This window comes from Thalassotalea marina, assembly GCF_014656435.1.
Taxonomy (GTDB): domain Bacteria; phylum Pseudomonadota; class Gammaproteobacteria; order Enterobacterales; family Alteromonadaceae; genus Thalassotalea_C; species Thalassotalea_C marina.
The window spans coordinates 673,294-690,530 of sequence record NZ_BNCK01000002.1 but is presented as its reverse complement, the minus strand read 5'-3'; the positions used below and the strand labels follow the sequence as shown (position 1 = coordinate 690,530).

Here is a 17,237-nt window from a genome sequence, read left to right as displayed (position 1 = left end):
TAATCAGCTCCCTCAGCATTTTTTGGCGTATGTGTTAATACATATCGGATTTTTTAGTCTAATCAACCGGCAACGCCAGATTGAACCTTCACACTATCGTGTCGGAGGTTCACTATGTTCAAAAAACTATTTTTTCAAACCAAAGCACTACCAGAGCTTTCATCGCAACTGGATGCAGACATTCCACGCTATCCGCCATTTCTAAAGGGGTTGCCAGCTGCGTCACCCGAGGATTTGCAGTCCACACAAGACGAGCTAATTGCCAAACTGCGCCAGGTACTTGGCTTTAATCAGCGTGAGTTTCAAAGGCTGATTCAGCCCTGCATTGATCATCTGGCTGCTTATGTTCACTTGTTGCCAGCTTCTGAGCATCATCATCACAGTGGCGCTGGTGGTTTATTACGTCATTCGTTGGAAGTTGCTTTCTGGGCGGCACAAGCAGCGGAAGGGATCATCTTTGTTGCCAGTGGCACACCGGTTGAGAAAAAAGAGCTGGAACCAAGGTGGCGTGTTGCGGCGGCATTAGGCGGTTTGTTCCATGATATTGGTAAGCCTGTTTCAGACTTGTCCATTACAGACGAGGATGGACGCTATCAGTGGAACCCTTTTTTAGAAACCTTATCTCAGTGGACCACTAATAACAGCATTGAACGCTATTTCATTCGCTGGCGCGACGGACGGTGCAAGCGGCACGAGCAATTTTCAATTCTGGTGTTAAACCGGGTGATGACACCTGAGTTGCTCGCCTGGTTAACCCAACCGGGCCCTGAAATTTTGCAAGCCATGCTGGAAGCGATTGGAAATACCGATCCCGAGCATGTCCTGTCTAAACTGGTCATTGAAGCTGACCAAACCAGTGTTCAGCGAGACCTGAAAGCTCAACGAATTTCCGTTGACGACAATGCCCTTGGTGTCCCAGTCGAACGCTATCTACTTGATGCCATGAGGCGATTGCTTGCCAGTTCCCAGTGGTTGGTCAATCAGCGAGATGCCAGAGTTTGGATACGAAAATCGAATCAATCAACCCATCTTTACCTGGTTTGGAAAAGCGCGGCTAAGGACATCATTGAGCTGTTGGCCAAAGACAAGATACCTGGCATTCCAAGAGATCCCGATACCCTTGCGGACATCCTTATTGAGCGAGGATTGGCCACTAAATCCGCCTCGAATGAGCGATATGAAAGCCTTGCCCCTGACGTGCTGATCAAAGACGACAAGCCAATCTGGTTAGCTATGTTACATATAGTTGAGGCCGATTTATTGTTCAGCTCGAATGTACCAAGTAGCGTGAGACTGTTTAGCAAATCTGAGTGGGAAGCAACAGAGCAAACACAAGCAGAACCTCAGAGTCGTTCCAGTGAGCATCCAGACTTGCCTGAAGCGTCATCATCAATCGAACATAGCAATTCGGCTAAGTCGCCATCGACAAAACCGTCCGAACAAGATGATGAACTTCGTCTTGCTAGTGATGTTAATAACCCCCAGGCAACTGAAAATGCTCCAGGTGATGGATGCGAAAAGCCTAACGATTCAAACGATGCTGCAATCGCGAATAACGTAAACCAGCACGATGCAGAGGCATTGAATCTCCCTGAATCTTTGGCGTGGCTCCCAGAGGCTGGTAGTGCGTTGGTTGTGGTTGGTGAGCAAGTCCTGATCCGTTATCCCGATGCCGTAAGGCCTTGGTGTGCTCCTCGAAAACTGCTTGCTGAACTCAGTCGATTAGACTGGCTTGAACTAGATCCTGCAAACCCGACACGTAAGGCCAGAACTGTGACTACGAATGATGGCGTTCAGGAGCAAGGGTTACTGCTGAAGGTATCGATTTCTAAAGGGCTTACTGCACTGATAGATCTATCCAATCAAGACGCAGAATCAGTGTCAGTAATTGAGAACGATGAGGCTTCACAGCGGCCGAGTCGAACTGAGACAACCAATGGCCAAGCACAAGAGCCCGCCACAAGAGCGGAGCGTAAGCAAAAGCCGATAGCGCCCAATACGAACTCATGTACAGACCCCAAACACGCACAGCGGCAACAGATGGTTAATTTTGTGAAAGATTTGCCCATCTTACTGACCGGTGGCGATTACCCAGACGTGGATCATAGTGCCGATGGTATTCGCGTCACGATTAAAACCTTACGCCAAGTCGCCAATGAGCATGGTATTCCAGCCGGACAGCTGCTTCGGGGGATCTCGGCCAGTGACGAATGCCAGTTTTATGAGGGGGAAACGGTTCTGTTTACCGCTCACGCTAAACGTTAATCCATTTGAAGTTAAGCGGATTGTAAACGGTTATTTTGCGGAGCATGAATGAAAGAAAACGCATATGAGATGCCCTGGCGCACGAACTATGAAGCCATGGCAGCAGCAGGCTGGCTGGTTGGGGCCACTGGGGCGATTGCCGCAGAAATGCTGACTGAGCTACCACCTGAGCCATTTTGGTGGATGACAGGGATTTCCTCGGGCATGGCGTTGTATCGCCTGCCTGAGGCTTACCGTCTTTATAAGTTACAGAAGGGACTAAAAGGCAAACCTTTGGCTTTTATGGAGCTGTCGCATTTGCAAAAAGTGATGGCAAAACATCCTGATGAATTGTGGTTAGGGTATGGCTTTGAGTGGGATCAACGTCATGCTCAACGCGCTTATGAAATCTTAAAGCGGGATAAGAAAACCTTGCTTAACCAAGGTCACGGCAAACAAATGGGTTCGACCTGGATTCATGGTGTTGAGCCCAAAGAAGAAGATGTTTACCAGCCAGTTGGTCACACTGAGGGGCACACCTTAATTGTCGGTACGACCGGTGCCGGAAAAACCCGATGCTTTGATGCGATGATCACTCAGGCCATTTTGCGCAATGAAGCCGTGATTATTATTGACCCTAAGGGAGACAAAGAACTTAAGGATAATGCACAGCGAGCCTGTATTGCCGTCGGTAGTCCTGAGCGCTTTGTGTATTTTCATCCAGGTTTTCCAGAGCATTCAGTACGACTTAATCCTCTGAGAAACTTTAACCGGGGCACTGAAATTGCCAGCCGAATTGCGGCATTAATTCCATCTGAAACCGGTGCTGATCCATTTAAAGCCTTTGGCCAAATGGCACTGAACAACATAGTGCAAGGTTTGTTGCTTACGTCACAACGTCCTGATCTGAAAACACTGAGACGATTCTTGGAAGGTGGCCCAGAAGGCTTGGTAGTAAAAGCCGTCACGGCCTGGGGGGAGCAGGTGTATCCGAACTTTAGTGTGGAGATTAAACGCTTTACTGAAAAGGCCAATACCTTGGCAAAACAAGCCATGGCGATGCTGCTTTTCTACTACGAACGCATTCAGCCCGTTGCCGCCAATACTGATTTAGAGGGGCTATTGAGTATGTTTGAGCATGACAGAACCCACTATTCAAAGATGGTGGCCTCATTGATGCCGGTGCTCAATATGCTCACATCAAGTGAACTAGGTCCATTGCTATCACCGATTGCAAACGATGTGGATGACAGCCGGTTAATTACGGATTCTGGCCGTATTATCAACAATGCCCAAGTGGCCTATATCGGATTGGATTCATTGACCGACGCCATGGTTGGCAGCGCCATTGGTTCGTTGCTTTTATCCGATCTCACCGCAGTGGCCGGTGACCGCTATAACTATGGTGTTGAAAATCGCCCCGTAAATATCTTCATTGATGAGGCTGCTGAAGTCGTCAACGATCCCTTCATTCAACTGCTCAACAAAGGCCGTGGCGCAAAAATGCGTTGTGTGATTGCTACTCAGACATTTGCTGACTTTGCAGCTCGAACAGGCAGTGAAGCTAAGGCTCGCCAGGTGTTAGGTAACATCAACAACTTGATAGCCCTTCGGGTGATGGACGCCGAAACGCAGCAGTACATTACTGACAATCTGCCTAAGACTCGGTTGCAGTACATCATGCAAACTCAAGGTATGTCGTCCAACTCGGACAGCCCCGCGTTGTTTACCGGCAATCATGGCGAACGCTTGATGGAGGAAGAAGGCGATATGTTTCCACCGCAGTTATTAGGCCAGCTTCCCAACCTGGAGTACATCGCCAAGCTTTCAGGTGGCCGCGTGATCAAAGGCCGCATTCCTATTTTAACCAGCTCAACACAGGCAGCATAAGGAGTTTGTATGCATCATTCTGTCTGTCTGAAAATGACAACACTTACCAGTAAAGAAATGCTCGCTCAGTGGCAGCAACATAACCCTCAGTTCAAGGAAGCTTTAAGGCTGCTTGAAACCGACTGGCCTCATGCTTTGGCCTCGGTGTATTGCTTGGCGGACTATGTAACGGATGCGCTCACGTTAGATGGCCATTCCATCTTTGATTTGTGCCTTTGTAATGGTTTGGGCAGTTATGAAGAAGTCAGTTGTGATGATGACAGTGTCCGACTGTGGCATTTCATTGAGGCACTGACCTGGACTGCCGCCAGTGCTTTAACGGGGATTCGCCTGCGTGATCCTGACCATTTCGAGTGGGCCGCCGTGGATGGTGTGTATTTCCACACCTGGATTCGTAATCGTCCAAATCGGATGGCGCATTTGGCTGAAGGACGCATCGACGTGCGTTATGTCAGTGGCCATACGACGACAAAGCGGCTTCAACAAGTGATTAAAGCCCGGATTATGACGCCAACCGTTACAGCCATGCTGGCCCGAGTAGAAGAGGATGTTTGGCATGAGCAAGCATAAGTCGGTTTGGCTACTTTGTCTGGCGCTGATGCTGGAGATTATTGCTATTGGTGTGTTAGTGCCCGGTGATTGGACTGGCCGGGTCATTAGTAAAGAGAAGCAGATGATCCAAAATCAATTGGGCGCTCAAACAAGCTATTGGATTGGTCAAACTAGCCATCGCTGGTATCAGTCATGGGTTGTGGATACGCAGATGGAGCAATCTGTGCGAGATTTTCTAATCCCCACTGAAGAGCAACGACTGCGTTCTAAAGGGATGGAGAACATGGGCGGCTTTTGGTTTGTGTGGGTAGAAGACCGTATTCAGGCATTTTTTGATGTGTTGTACCAAGTGTTCACTCGATTTGCTTTGCTGATGGTCTGGTTGCCCTTTGCGCTTATTCTCATGTTACCGGCGTTGTGGGATGGTTTAATGACCTGGAAGATTAAGAAGACAACCTTTGATTTTTCGAGCCCTATTATTCACCGCTACAGCATGATTATCCTTGGCTCAGGTGTCATTTTGCTGTTTATGGGATTGTTCGCCCCGCTGGCTATTCCACCGGTGGTGCTACCGTCGCTGATCATCGGTTTGGCATTAATGGCGGGGTTGGCGTTAAGTCACTTGCAGAAGAAGATATGAGGCCAGTTAGGCCTCATAAATGTCGTTAACTCATTTTTTGTGGCTTGAGTGTTAGTTCAAAGCCACATGCGTGAGCATATTTTAGGAGAGTTGACCAACTTGGATTGGCATTACCTTTTTCTAAACGACTGACGTTACTTTTTTGGGTATGCATTCTTTCAGCAACCTGCTCTTGAGTAAGTCCTGCCTTTGTTCTCATGGTAAGCAATTGATCAATAAAGCTGAACTCACTCTCAAGCTTATCGTACTCATTCTTAACTTCAGCATTGGCTAAAGCACGTTGTTTCAGTTTTTGCAGACTCATGATTTTTGAACCTCTTTTTGTCTATCTCTGGCAAGATTGAGCTCATTTTTGGGCGTCTTTTGAGATTTTTTTACAAAAGCGTGTAACACGTAAATGTGCTTCCCTTTTAAGTAGCAAAATAAGCCTCTACCAATACCTTCTTGAGCTTTTGCGCGGATTTCAAATAACCCATCGCCCATAGACTCAGTATGAGGAGGCCCCAAGTTTGCACCATGCTTTTCCATTAGCTCTAAAAGCTTAATCATGCGAGCTTGTATTTTGGGTGGCATATCGAGGATCTGATCCTCAACGCCATCGTAAAAGTCGATCTTCCAGCTCATGGGTATCCTTAACTTAGGTTATCATAAATGATAACTCTCGTTGCTCGGTTTGTCTAGAACTTAACCGTCTTGTCTGAGTAGAACCCTCAAAACCTTCAAGAATTCTGTATCTAGCTGACCACTGAACCTGCCAATCCCGAGGCATCCTTCACTTCTCAATTCAAACAACGAGGAGTGACTATGGAACCTGTAAATATTCCATCCTATATCGATGACCCGCCGCACTTCCTGCTTTGGAGTGCCGATGAGATGGCTCCCATTCTGTTGGGGCTAGTGATCGGCATTTTTACCGGTAATGCCTTGGTTTTATGCCTGTTGGGGTTGGTGACAACCAAGCTCTATCGGCGTTTTCGTGATGGTCGCCCAGATGGTTTTATTCTTCACGCCATCTACTGGGCTGGACTGTTGCCAACCAAAGCCAAGACGATCCCTAATCCATTTATCAGGAGCTATCTGCCGTGAAGTTCGACGTGTTTTTAAAATCATGGCAAGGCACGCAATTAGAGAACCGATGGCAACGGTTCCTGATTGCGGTGCTGGTGCTATCTAACTTGCTGCTTGCGGTAGCGGCATTTTCTCGCAATACCGTGGTAGCCATTCAACCACCAACCTTGTCTGAAACAGCTGAAGTGTCACGAAACCAAGCCACTCAGCCTTACCTTGAATCCTGGGGACTCTACCTGGCTGAGCTTATGGGCAACGTGACGCCGGGTAATGTGTCCTTTATCCGGGTTGCCATTGAGCCGCTACTTTCTCCAGCGGTGTACCAGCAAGTGGTCGATGCACTGGAGATTCAGGCAAGACAAATCCGCGAAGACCGGGTCACGCTCAAATTCCAACCTAGACAAGTGGAGTATGAGTATGAAACCGGCCATGTCTTTGTGACCGGTTATTCCTTGATCTCTGGGCCATCTGGAGATGAGCAGCGCCAAACTCGCACCTATGAGTTTGACATCGATATTGAGCAATACCGTCCAAAACTTAGCTGGATGGATACGTATGAGGGGCAAGCTAGAACGAAGCGCGTTCGTGAAAAGTTGACCCAAGAGCAAAACCGGAGGGTGAATGATGCGAACCAAAATTAGTCGATGGATGACACCAAGCTTAATCGCAATCAGTTTGAGTGGCGTCCTTTTATCTCAAGCGTCGTATGCAGACGTGGAATTGCCGATTGTGCCAGCCAGTGTGATGAAGCAGTCTGCTACTGCAAATCCACCGGTTCAAAGCAATACGGTTTCAACGGATGCGCCAACAACGTTACTGATGACACCGGGGGTTAATGAACTGATCCCTGTAGCACTTGGTCATCTGAATCGGATTGTGACGCCGTTTGAATCGCCTCAGGTGAGAACAACCAGTGATGCTCAGACGCAAATCAAGGGGAATGTTGTATATGTGGCTACGGACAAAGAATCACCGGTTTCACTTTACATCACTCCGCCTGGTCAGGAAGCGCCCGCATTATCTGTCACCTTAGTACCTCGTCGTATTCCACCGCGTGAAATCACCTTAGCTATTGATGGTCAGCAGTGGCCTATTAAGGGCGTCGTGAACCGAAAAGCCGCCACTTGGGAAACGGCTCAGCCATACGTCGATAGCTTACGTGATTTACTCAGACGCCTTGCACTAAATGAGTTACCACAAGGCTATGACATCCGTTTGGCTGGCCAAACCGACACAAGCCCGAAATGTTTTCAGCCGGGCTTAAAGTTTGGTTTTAAGCAGGGGCAAATTGTGACGGGACATTACTTCACCGTCTATGTAGGACTGGTTGAAAGCTTTGCCGATGAGCCGATAGAAGCCAGAGAAATAGCCTGTCATGCACCGGATATAGTGGCAAGCGCCTACTGGCCTCGCAATATCTTGTTGCCGGGTGAAAAGACTGAGTTGTATGTGGTTGTTCGCAATCATCGTGAAGAAGCGATGGAAAGTCTGCGACCTTCGCTTCTTGTGGGAGGTGAATAACGATGAAAGCACAATGGGAACAAATGAGCCCGAACATGAAGCGGGGCCTATCGGTTGCTGGTATTGCTGGTGGTCTCATCCTTATGGTGATGGTGTTTTCACCTAATCCTGACGATGGCTCAAGCAGTCGGAACCGGCAGGAAACGATCCGGCACATTCTTACGGATACCAATACTCGTGATGTTGGGGTCGATAGTTTGGCTGCGAACGTAAAACTACTCAGTGAGCGCAATGAACAGTTACGTCGTGAAGTTGAGCGCTTGCGTCGTGACGTCGATTCAGGACGGCTAAGCCCAGGTTCGCCTTCTATACCAAGTGAGGTCAATGCGGAGCTGGCCCGCCTTCGAGCGGAACTTGATGATGTTCGCGCAGGAGGTGATGCAGCAGTTGAAGGCACAAATAGCCGTTATGAAGTGCCTTTATCTGCCATGGAATTACCCAAAGACGAAAAGCCTCTGCCGTCTAACCCAGACGACTATTTTGCCAATGCGCCGCTGCCTGATCCGCTCTATCAGCAGCCAGCCAATGGCCAAGGTACACGAGCACGAGATGTTCCATTGCCGCCAATCACGATTCGTATGATTGAGCCAGAAGTGGTTGCTGAACCAGAGGTTGTTGTGCAAGAAGCGCCGCCTTTGTATCTACCGGCGGGCAGCATCATCTCAGGTACTTTGATCACAGGTTTGGATGCACCTACTCACGAGTCCGCAAGACGCGAGCCTTTTCCTGCATTGCTGAGGATTCAAAAGGAAGCCATTTTACCCAACCGATTTAGAGCGGATATCAAAGAGTGTTTCTTGATCGCCGCAGGTTACGGTGATTTGAGCTCTGAGCGTGCTTATTTGCGAGGCGAGACCATTTCATGTGTGAGAGAAGATGGTGGCGTCATTGAAACGCGACTGGATTCTTATGCCGTGGGAGAAGACGGCAAAGCCGGTATTCGAGGCCGATTAGTGTCGAAGCAAGGCCAGCTGGTGGCCAAGTCGATGATGGCCGGATTCCTTCAGGGCTTGGCTGGCGCATTTGATGTAAATCCTGTTCCGACGATTCAGACGGGTAATGCCGGTGATACTCAGCTGTACCAGCAAGTCATGAGCCAAGAAGCATTACAAGGCGCTGCGATTAAAGGCACCGGTAAAGCATTGGATCGAGTGGCCAAGTTCTATTTGGACATGGCTGAAAATATGTTCCCAGTCATAGAGGTAGACGCTGCAAGGAAAATTGAAGTCATAGTCACTCGTGGGGCCTCGTTGTCATTGGCCACTTCACAAGGGGTAGGTGCAAGAAGATGAAAAAATCCTGCATGTTGCTAACCGATCGAAGTCCGCTTCAGACAATAAGATGTGTATCCAGAGGAGAGTTAACCATGACGACATCAATGCAGAACAACCCAAAGCACCAGTCAAAACAGTGGTCTAAAGCTGGATTACTTTTATTGGCAGTCGGCTCAACCTTATTGTCTGGCTGTAGTTCATTGGGTCTTGGGAGTAGTGAATATGGATGCCCAGGTATGCCTGACGGTGTGCGCTGTTTATCCGCTCGTGAAGTCTATGAGCTTACCAGTAATGGCGCTGCACCCAAGACGATTGATGCTGTGGCGACTCGAATTGGTTCTCCCTCTGGGTATTCACAATCTGATTTAGAGACAGGACTGCTGAGCCATCCGGCATTACCCGAGACGCAGCAATCTGCACCTATTCGCATTCCTTCAAGGGTAATGCGGATTTGGATTGCGCCTTGGGAGGATGACCGTGGGGATCTGAATTTATCCAGCTACGTGTTTACCGAAATTGAACCGCGCCGGTGGGATATTGGGGTGTCAGCACCTCGAACGGTTTCGCCAGTGCTACGTCCACTTCAGACTCAAAGCGATTCTGCCTCAGCGGGAGCTGATGGTAAGCGCGATAACTTGAGTATCTACGGAGAAACTAACGAATGACAAATGCAGTTCGCACCATTCAAACTCAGCGCCTAATGACCATTGGTGCGCTTGGTTTAATGGCGTTAATGATTTCGGAGCCCTCATTTGCGGGCACCGGTGGTGATGCTTTCACTGATGTGTGGGATACCCTAAAAGACTGGACCCAAGGTACTTTGGGACGGATCGTAGCGGGAGCCATGGTTCTGGTGGGTATTGTGGGCGGTATCGCTCGCCAAAGCTTGATGGCTTTCGCTCTGGGCATTGGTGGTGGTATGGGTCTCTACAACACACCAACGGTCGTTGAAAGTGTTATGTCTGCAACTTTACCTGTCGTTGCCAGCACTCAAGAAGTCATTGGCACAGCAGTTCCAGCAATCAGCGCCGTTTTACTGGGCACCTGATAATATTGACGGCTTCTCTTGTGAAAGGGGAGCCGTCATCTCAGTCTATCGACAATGATTTTTCGATATCGCAGATCCTTGCCATGAGTACTAATGGATCAAACGTCGATTCTTTGAAGCCAAATTTCTTGTAGAACGTTTGCGCACTACCATCAATAGCATGGACTAAGATTCCTGCTCCACCGACAGCGTTCATTGCTTGTACTGAGCGAATGATACAATCTTTTAAAAGACCTGCCGCAATGCCTTGACCTTGATAGGCGTTATCTACTCCAAGTCTGGCTAGAATCACCATGGGAATGGGATCTGGACTATTTCTTCTTAATGAACTAAAAGCTTGCTCTCTGGAAACTGATCCCATGGCAATGGCATAGTACCCGACCACTTGATGGGCGTCAGTGTCATTGACCACATACACCCTCGCGGTTCCCCGCTTTTGACTCTTTAACGCCTGTTTTCTTAACCAAGTATCGAGCTCTTCAATGCCACATTGAAAGGCATTAAGCTGGTGCTCATCAGTGAGGAGGGTTGGTGCACTTATTCCCAAGGCGCTTTCCTCTTAAACAGATCTTTCATACCTTCAAGAGTCTGTGGCTCTGCACGAAGTTCGTTATCAAACGCTTCAAAAGCCTTTGCTTCTAGAACAAAATCCCGCTGTTCTGCCAGTATACTATGCGCTTCATTGAGCGCTGCTTGCTGAATGAACACGGTTCTATCAACTTTTTTTAAACTTGCTGCGGCATCGATTATGTCTCTTACCGATGGCAGTACTCGCATGTTGATTGGGGCTGTCTTTGTAGCCATGACACCATCCTCTGTATATCTATTTAATACACAGTTTAAATGACTTTTCCGTGTAGTCAATGGATATACGAATTGTTGGGCATGAAACTTTGAGAGTAGGTCAGTTTGATTTCGAGGGGATGTCACTCTTTCTGGTTTAAAACATTGCAAAAATTAACACCTAAGGTATGAAAAAAAGGAATCAGCTAAACCAGATGGCTTGAGGGGAAGTCTGTAAGGCTGGCAGAATGAAAGCTATACCCTTACAAATAGTGCGTAACAACAAGTGGCACCCTAGCAAGGCACCCAATTCTTCAATCTATCTAACCGAGTCCACATAGGTGTAAAAAAACGGGCTCAGCTAAACCGGTTGGCTAGCAACGGCGCTTCTGTCATCGCTTGTAGGCGATAAAAGTGTTATGTCTGCAACCTTACCTATCGTTGCCAGCACTCAAGAAGTCATTGGCACAACCGTTCCAGCAATCAGCGCGGTTTTACTGGGCTCCTTATAACAACAAAAACGCCCAAGCGGCCAGATATCTGACGGCTTGGGCGTCATCCTACCCCGTACCCGTTTATCATGACGGCGTTTCAATTAGAAGTAGCCAAAGTAAAGTTGTTTGGGTTCTTTTCATTGTCTTGGCTTCATGAGAGTTATGTGATGTACAAAATGATGCTTATGGGTTATAAATTTACCTAAAGGGTGTGAAAAATACCTTCCTATAAAAACCTTTATTTGTTCGATGGTGCGCAATTAATAAGGCCTTTAAATCGAAGGTTGTTGGCACGATGCTTGATATTTAGGATGAACAACTTATTCGATCAAAGGACGAAACATGGCGTTATTAAGATACGCAAACTTAGGTATTCACAGGCCAGACATCTTGCTTAGTAAAGCAGTGAGTGGTCTTGGTGACTTTTATAAGTATTTAGACACCACTCGAAAATACCTGGAAAGTACGAAGGCTGTTAAAGCGATAGCTTGGGAAAAGCTGGACGATGCTCAAAGTGGAGTATGGATACAATTAGTTGAGCCTGCCGATAACTGCGGTGATTTCGAAAAGAACTTAAAGCTCTTTTTAGATGAAAGTACCGACACGGTATACGAAGCAAGCCCCGCTAGATGGAAAGCCGTGGGTAGTGCCGCTAGAGAATGCCCAAATTGTAGAAGTCACGGTAAACCTAAAATGGCTTATGCAACTGAGGAGCACGCGGACGAAATTGCGAGTGAATTAGGCAATGGGCTGTCGTCGTATGAGTGTCCAGACGGTTATGGTTGGCATTTGACTGGGAAATCACAAAGCAATGTTGGATTCAATAAATCCAACGCAATTTCAGTCCTGGACAGAAATGTAGAGAATGACAGCTTGTTATTGGATCGTTTACCTGACCACGACTATTTGGTTATTCGTCCAAACACATACCAGTTAAAGTGTCAGATTAATGCATTACAAAGCTTACAAGACACCCCTTCTATTCACCATCTTCCGCTATTGAGGCTGTTTGAAGGTAAGGATCATGCTAAGTGGCCGAATGTTCCTTATGATGAGCACTTATTTAACGATGATTACTACGTTCTTACCGATGGAGCAAGAGAGGGAACATCTCAGCAGCGTGAGTTTGTAAATATTGCACTCAATACACCAGACTTTGCCTTCCTTGAAGGCCCCCCAGGATCTGGCAAAACTACAGCCATTTGCGAACTGATTCTTCAATTAATAAAGCGAGGTAAGCGGATCTTACTTTGTGCATCAACACACGTTGCTGTTGACAATGTTCTTGAACGAATGATGTCTGAAGAAAATATTTATCGCGACATGGTGTTACCTGTACGGATTGGAGATAAATCAAGCGTTTCTCAAAAGGCAAAGCCATGGCAATTGGAAGAGTTTGTTAAAACTGAACGCACAAGATTGCTAAAACATCTTCAGCAACAACCGCACATTTCAGTTAGTCAGAAGTTACTTAAAAGTAAGGTCGGTGAAGGTAAACATATTGTTGAGCGTCTTGTTCTTGAAGCGGCGAATTTAGTTTGCGGGACAACTATTGGGTTGCTTCAGCATCCTGATATCAAAAATAAACAATCAACATCGCCAATCTTCGATGTGATGATTATTGATGAAGCATCAAAAACAACTTTTCAAGAGTTTTTGGTGCCAGCGGTACTTGCCAAGCGTTGGATCATGGTGGGAGACCCAAAACAGCTTTCACCTTATGTTGATGATGAAGCTACCGAAGTAAATTTGCAGCCATGTTTACAGGATAGTTATCAGCGAGAAGCATGCGCAGATATTTTCTCTGCTCGACAAATCAATATTCAGAAACGAGAAGTATCCTTGGTTTGCACTGACGATGAAAAGACAATTGAATTTTATCATCAGCAAGCAAAGGCCAAAAATGTATTGGTTGCATCATCTAAAGGTCCGAAGACAGATCTCCCTTACGCATCAGTAGTCCTTGGTTCGTCAGCGTTCATCACTCAGAATGCTAATCACCTTCCCCTAGATTTGACGACGATAAGGGGGCTGCCTGCGTTACCGAAAAAGTTAGAAATGCGACTTTCAGCGCATTCGAGATTAACTCGTACAAAAATCAAGACCGAGTCCGATAGCTGGGAATCGCAGTTAGCGTGGCGACTGGCTCGTATGTACGAACAGCGCCTAAATACAGAATCTAACGGAAGTTCTAAAACTGTTAATAAGTTAGGGGAAGATATCAAAGCGCTACTACCATTTGACTCAGAAAAAGATACGTTTACTGCAATAGACAGGGTACGTAGGATCGCACTGCCTTCTATTCTTGAATCACTGCAAGTTGGATTTGAACGAACAGAGTATCAGAAACAAGGCACCGCTCTGTCTGATGGACTTCCAGCCAGTGTTTTGGAACAACGACAAATACGGCTTAGTTACCAGCACAGAATGCATCCAGACATTGCCGAGTTTTCCCGAGTACATATATACCATGAAAAAGCACTGCAAAGTCCTGATGGCCAAGCTGAAAAGAGGGACTGGGGATACCGAAGCGGCTCACATCGTTGTATATGGCACGATGTTAAAGGTCGAAAAGGCAAAGAAGGCGAAATCACCGCTGAAGTAGAAGAAATATTAAAAGAATTAAGTCGCTTTGATTCTTGGGCAAAATCAAATCCAAATGTTGAGAAAAACCAACAAAAGCCTTGGGAAGTTGCTGTTTTGGCATTCTATCGGGCGCAAGAGCGAGCTATACGTCGAGCTTTACGAAAGTGGACGGGAAATCATCACGGAGTAAGGCATTTCTATCGAGGTGAAAAATCCTCACCGTATATTGATATTCAGATATGTACCGTAGACCGTTTTCAGGGGCATGAGGCTGATTTTGTCATGCTTAGTTTCGCAAATAATCATCCCACGAGTTTTCTTGAAAGCCCAAATCGCTTGAATGTGGCAATTACGAGGGCCAAGCATCAGCTCATTGTGTACGGAAACCGCTCTGCAATGCAAAAGGCATCGGGTGTGTTAGGTACTTTTGCCAGCAATTCTTACTGGTCTACAACAATCGAGACTGAATCACAGGAGGCACTATGAGCCAGGACATCATACTAAAACGAGAAATTAAGACTGAAAGTTGGCTCATACAGGGTGAAATCGCGCTGGCAGATAGCCGTCCAGAAATTAACTGCGTGCTGCAATTCCTTCAAGATTATCCGAATGCGAGTTCTGCTGAGTGCTCCGAGCATTTATTTGGGGACAAAATCGGACGTCGTGTAGTTGCTGATAGGTTACTAAACATATGTCGATTATATGGGCTTGCTGAGTCTAATCGAGACCAATACAGGCTCACTGAATCAGGACTGATTGCCCTTGAGAAAGATCAAATCCTAGTGCCAGAAGATGGGTGTTGGAGCCTTTGCGTTTGTCATGAGCCTTTATTGCCTCATCCACTTCTTACTATTGATGCGCACACAGAGCCTAGTGCAGCGTCGATCGGACTTGGAAAAAACAGAAATGAGCTAAATGAAAGAGCAAAGCGACTCGTTGAGGTTCCTCAACTAGTCAAAGACGTTCGTGGCCTGAAGGTTGAACCAATAGGTGGAGGTTCGGAAGTACGCGTTGACAAAATTGAACTCAAAGGTGAGCGCATCTCACCTCAAGGAAAACCGTATTACATCGAGTGGAATGTGACTGATGGCAATGTCGATGTGAAGCGCGGAAAGGATCTTATATTTTCACGTCGGGTTGAACCAATCAGTCGTCAGCAAGTTTTGAAGGTACTTCTGCATAGTGAGGGCTTGCTTGAACAATGGGATGAGCAAACTGAAATCTTGTCAGTGGTTTTCGAAAATACTACTGAATCTGAGCGAATCAATATGAAGCGCTCAGTAAACGTAAAAAGACCATCTGTTCACAAGTTGGGCTCGTTTGATGCGATGAAGTTACACAATATTTCTATATCAGCATTGACTAAATTGGATGCTAAAAAGTGGGCTGAATGGAGATTAGAGAAAAATATCAATATGTATGCCACTAATAGCAAGTACCAAGTTTGGAGAGAAAAAGCACTCGAACCTTTTAAAAGTTGGAATTTCACACTACCTGATAGGGCTGAGTTGGCAAATCAGTTTTGGACTGAAGAAGACAAGCAAAATCAGCATACCTGGCATGTCATTGCAGCCCATGATTGGAACCTATAAGGAATAATAGTGATGAATTTAATTGAAAAGTTTACTAAGACTGAAACTAAGATTGTTGATCAATCAAATACCAAGTTGCCCCCTGTGCTTTTGCCTGTTTTACCTAAACAGGTATCTGATCCGCAACCTATAAATAGCTCTTTGTTCTGCAATGAGCTGCAATCAAGAGTTGTCGAATTAATCGATAATGCTGAGCACTCGGTTATTCTTAGTACGTTTTTACTTGCTGATGAGAATGTCGAATCTGCTGTCCTAAAAGCAGCAAAGCGCAAAGTTCGTGTGTACATACTATTGGCATGTGAGACTCGTCTTGATGGCGATGTGCCTGACGATGACTTTGGTAAGAAGTGTCTTGTGCAGCATAAGGAAATGTTAAACAAATTGTCTGGACATGTTCACTTTGCATCTGCGCCGCATTTCCACGCAAAAGCCGTTGTTATAGACGCATTACATGAAACTGGTAATGCTAAAGGGTTGCTTTTAACGGCAAACCTTACAGAAGAAGCACTTTTACGAAATGAGGAGCTGGGGGTCGCGCTTTCACGCCATCAAATAGCTGAGATCGTGAATGTGTTCCGTTGGGCAATCTTCGAGAGTGCGCAGCACCATATGACAAGCTGTGGTGAATTCTCAGCATATAAGTCGCCGGGCAATGTCAGATATCCAAGGGAATTAACTGAAATACTGGTCACATCGAGTGAAGACGCTCGAATTAGGGAACACGCATTAGCGTTGATCAATCAAGCGGAAAATGAACTCATCATATCGAGTTTTGGATGGCAAGAGGACCATCAGCTTGTAAAAGCAATATGTGAACGTGCGAAGTCGGGGCTAAAAGTCACCATTCTATCTCGCCAAAGACCCGCAGCCATGCCAGCGTTGTTGGCTATGAAACAGGCTGGTGCATCGGTGATGTGTTTTAAATGGCTACATGCCAAAGCGATTGTAGTAGATGGAATGCATGGCATGGTGATGTCGGCCAATTTTCAAGCGCATGGTATGGATCAAGGCTTTGAGTTAGGCGTAAAACTCACCGGTACTCAGGTAAAAGAGCTGATGAACTGCTTAGATATGTTTTTAACTAATAGCCACAATGAATTGAGCATCGACATGAGTCTAGGGATGATTTCTGGTGGTTTTGAAGCTTGGGAAAATAATTCATTCAAGAGGTACTCAGTCAGCGAAGTAGACATTGTTGAGTTATCACCTATAAAAGCAGATTGTTTGTCTGATATGGATAAGCACCCAAAAATACCCAATGCAAACTGGCGGGAAAAAACATCGCACAAGATTGAGTATAAATGGCGTATACAGCCGCCAGTTATCACTAACGCCAGTCCAGAGTATTTCAAACCTTTAACGGCTAAGGATGAAACTTCTAAGAAGCAGGATTCAGGATCGCCTAGAGAGAGTTATGAGCCAAAGGTTGTTCGACTGACAAAAAAACAGTTAGCTATTACAGTTCGTCAAGAATACGAACTTGCCATGGCAAAAAGGCTGAAGCAAAGTGAATTGCCAAACGCCCGAATTGTATTGGAGGCGTAA

The 17,237-nt window shown here is 46.4% G+C and carries 17 protein-coding genes; 13 read left to right on the top strand and 4 right to left on the bottom strand.

The window, feature by feature from the left end; genetic code table 11:
* Positions 1–114 precede the first annotated feature (114 nt).
* From mobH to IE199_RS06380, 4 genes are read left to right on the top strand one after another with little or no spacing between them, the layout of a single operon-like run.
* Positions 115–2,265: a MobH family relaxase gene (gene mobH, locus IE199_RS06395; RefSeq protein ID WP_189768324.1), complete on the top strand. Its 2,151-nt coding sequence runs from the start codon at positions 115–117 to the stop codon at positions 2,263–2,265.
* A 48-nt stretch (positions 2,266–2,313) separates the two neighbouring features.
* Entirely contained in the window at positions 2,314–4,134 is a 1,821-nt protein-coding gene (traD, locus tag IE199_RS06390; RefSeq protein WP_189768316.1) for a conjugative transfer system coupling protein TraD, read from the top strand.
* A 9-nt stretch (positions 4,135–4,143) separates the two neighbouring features.
* Complete coding sequence (locus IE199_RS06385; protein ID WP_189768314.1) at positions 4,144–4,704, top strand: conjugative transfer protein; 561 nt, start codon at positions 4,144–4,146, stop codon at positions 4,702–4,704.
* Positions 4,691–5,326, top strand: coding sequence for an IncC plasmid conjugative DNA transfer DtrJ family protein (locus tag IE199_RS06380; protein ID WP_032481061.1), 636 nt, complete (start codon positions 4,691–4,693; stop codon positions 5,324–5,326). The genes IE199_RS06385 and IE199_RS06380 overlap by 14 nt, the downstream gene beginning before the upstream one ends.
* Positions 5,327–5,351: 25 nt before the next feature.
* Here IE199_RS06380 and IE199_RS06375 read toward each other — a convergent pair whose 3' ends face one another.
* Together IE199_RS06375 and IE199_RS06370 are read right to left on the bottom strand one after the other, a co-directional pair.
* Entirely contained in the window at positions 5,352–5,630 is a 279-nt protein-coding gene (locus IE199_RS06375; RefSeq protein ID WP_000058216.1) for a helix-turn-helix domain-containing protein, read from the bottom strand.
* Complete coding sequence (locus tag IE199_RS06370; protein WP_001896384.1) at positions 5,627–5,950, bottom strand: type II toxin-antitoxin system RelE/ParE family toxin; 324 nt, start codon at positions 5,948–5,950, stop codon at positions 5,627–5,629. Before IE199_RS06370 ends, IE199_RS06375 begins: the two co-directional genes overlap by 4 nt.
* 180 nt (positions 5,951–6,130) lie before the next feature.
* Here IE199_RS06370 and traL point away from each other — a divergent pair, with 180 nt between their 5' ends.
* The 6 genes from traL to traA all read left to right on the top strand — a co-directional run bounded on the left by traL (position 6,131) and on the right by traA (position 10,237).
* Complete coding sequence (gene traL, locus IE199_RS06365) at positions 6,131–6,412, top strand: type IV conjugative transfer system protein TraL (protein WP_000433889.1); 282 nt, start codon at positions 6,131–6,133, stop codon at positions 6,410–6,412.
* On the top strand, positions 6,409–7,035 hold the full coding sequence (locus IE199_RS06360; protein ID WP_189768311.1) for a TraE/TraK family type IV conjugative transfer system protein: 627 nt from the start codon (positions 6,409–6,411) through the stop codon (positions 7,033–7,035). The genes traL and IE199_RS06360 overlap by 4 nt, the downstream gene beginning before the upstream one ends.
* Entirely contained in the window at positions 7,019–7,915 is an 897-nt protein-coding gene (locus tag IE199_RS06355; protein ID WP_189768408.1) for a TraK domain-containing protein, read from the top strand. The genes IE199_RS06360 and IE199_RS06355 overlap by 17 nt, the downstream gene beginning before the upstream one ends.
* Positions 7,916–7,917: 2 nt before the next feature.
* Entirely contained in the window at positions 7,918–9,207 is a 1,290-nt protein-coding gene (locus IE199_RS06350; RefSeq protein WP_189768307.1) for a TraB/VirB10 family protein, read from the top strand.
* 74 nt (positions 9,208–9,281) lie between these two features.
* On the top strand, positions 9,282–9,854 hold the full coding sequence (gene traV / locus IE199_RS06345) for a type IV conjugative transfer system lipoprotein TraV (protein ID WP_001944091.1): 573 nt from the start codon (positions 9,282–9,284) through the stop codon (positions 9,852–9,854).
* On the top strand, positions 9,851–10,237 hold the full coding sequence (gene traA / locus IE199_RS06340; RefSeq protein ID WP_023584042.1) for a TraA family conjugative transfer protein: 387 nt from the start codon (positions 9,851–9,853) through the stop codon (positions 10,235–10,237). The genes traV and traA overlap by 4 nt, the downstream gene beginning before the upstream one ends.
* A gap of 40 nt (positions 10,238–10,277) precedes the next feature.
* Here the strand turns inward: traA and IE199_RS06335 are convergent, their stop codons facing one another.
* Both IE199_RS06335 and IE199_RS06330 read right to left on the bottom strand, forming a co-directional pair.
* Positions 10,278–10,784, bottom strand: coding sequence for a GNAT family N-acetyltransferase (locus IE199_RS06335; protein ID WP_023584043.1), 507 nt, complete (start codon positions 10,782–10,784; stop codon positions 10,278–10,280).
* Positions 10,775–11,041 (bottom strand): type II toxin-antitoxin system TacA family antitoxin, encoded by a 267-nt coding sequence (locus tag IE199_RS06330; protein ID WP_000212004.1) that lies wholly within the window; start codon positions 11,039–11,041, stop codon positions 10,775–10,777. Before IE199_RS06330 ends, IE199_RS06335 begins: the two co-directional genes overlap by 10 nt.
* A 1,112-nt stretch (positions 11,042–12,153) precedes the next feature.
* Here IE199_RS06330 and IE199_RS06325 point away from each other — a divergent pair.
* The 3 genes from IE199_RS06325 to IE199_RS06315 are packed head-to-tail and all read left to right on the top strand — an operon-like array spanning position 12,154 to position 17,237.
* Complete coding sequence (locus tag IE199_RS06325) at positions 12,154–14,586, top strand: DEAD/DEAH box helicase family protein (protein WP_229854560.1); 2,433 nt, start codon at positions 12,154–12,156, stop codon at positions 14,584–14,586.
* Positions 14,583–15,692, top strand: coding sequence for a hypothetical protein (locus tag IE199_RS06320; protein ID WP_182029135.1), 1,110 nt, complete (start codon positions 14,583–14,585; stop codon positions 15,690–15,692). The genes IE199_RS06325 and IE199_RS06320 overlap by 4 nt, the downstream gene beginning before the upstream one ends.
* Before the next feature lie 12 nt (positions 15,693–15,704).
* Positions 15,705–17,237: a phospholipase D-like domain-containing protein gene (locus IE199_RS06315; RefSeq protein WP_189768303.1), complete on the top strand. Its 1,533-nt coding sequence runs from the start codon at positions 15,705–15,707 to the stop codon at positions 17,235–17,237.

Coding starts and splice junctions, on each gene's coding strand:
- mobH (WP_189768324.1), top strand. CDS start 115: ATGTTCAAAAAACTATTTTTTCAAACCAAAGCACTACCAGAGCTTTCA.
- traD (WP_189768316.1), top strand. CDS start 2,314: ATGAAAGAAAACGCATATGAGATGCCCTGGCGCACGAACTATGAAGCC.
- IE199_RS06385 (WP_189768314.1), top strand. CDS start 4,144: ATGCATCATTCTGTCTGTCTGAAAATGACAACACTTACCAGTAAAGAA.
- IE199_RS06380 (WP_032481061.1), top strand. CDS start 4,691: ATGAGCAAGCATAAGTCGGTTTGGCTACTTTGTCTGGCGCTGATGCTG.
- IE199_RS06375 (WP_000058216.1), bottom strand. CDS start 5,630: ATGAGTCTGCAAAAACTGAAACAACGTGCTTTAGCCAATGCTGAAGTT.
- IE199_RS06370 (WP_001896384.1), bottom strand. CDS start 5,950: ATGAGCTGGAAGATCGACTTTTACGATGGCGTTGAGGATCAGATCCTC.
- traL (WP_000433889.1), top strand. CDS start 6,131: ATGGAACCTGTAAATATTCCATCCTATATCGATGACCCGCCGCACTTC.
- IE199_RS06355 (WP_189768408.1), top strand. CDS start 7,019: ATGCGAACCAAAATTAGTCGATGGATGACACCAAGCTTAATCGCAATC.
- IE199_RS06350 (WP_189768307.1), top strand. CDS start 7,918: ATGAAAGCACAATGGGAACAAATGAGCCCGAACATGAAGCGGGGCCTA.
- traV (WP_001944091.1), top strand. CDS start 9,282: ATGACGACATCAATGCAGAACAACCCAAAGCACCAGTCAAAACAGTGG.
- traA (WP_023584042.1), top strand. CDS start 9,851: ATGACAAATGCAGTTCGCACCATTCAAACTCAGCGCCTAATGACCATT.
- IE199_RS06330 (WP_000212004.1), bottom strand. CDS start 11,041: ATGGCTACAAAGACAGCCCCAATCAACATGCGAGTACTGCCATCGGTA.
- IE199_RS06320 (WP_182029135.1), top strand. CDS start 14,583: ATGAGCCAGGACATCATACTAAAACGAGAAATTAAGACTGAAAGTTGG.
- IE199_RS06315 (WP_189768303.1), top strand. CDS start 15,705: ATGAATTTAATTGAAAAGTTTACTAAGACTGAAACTAAGATTGTTGAT.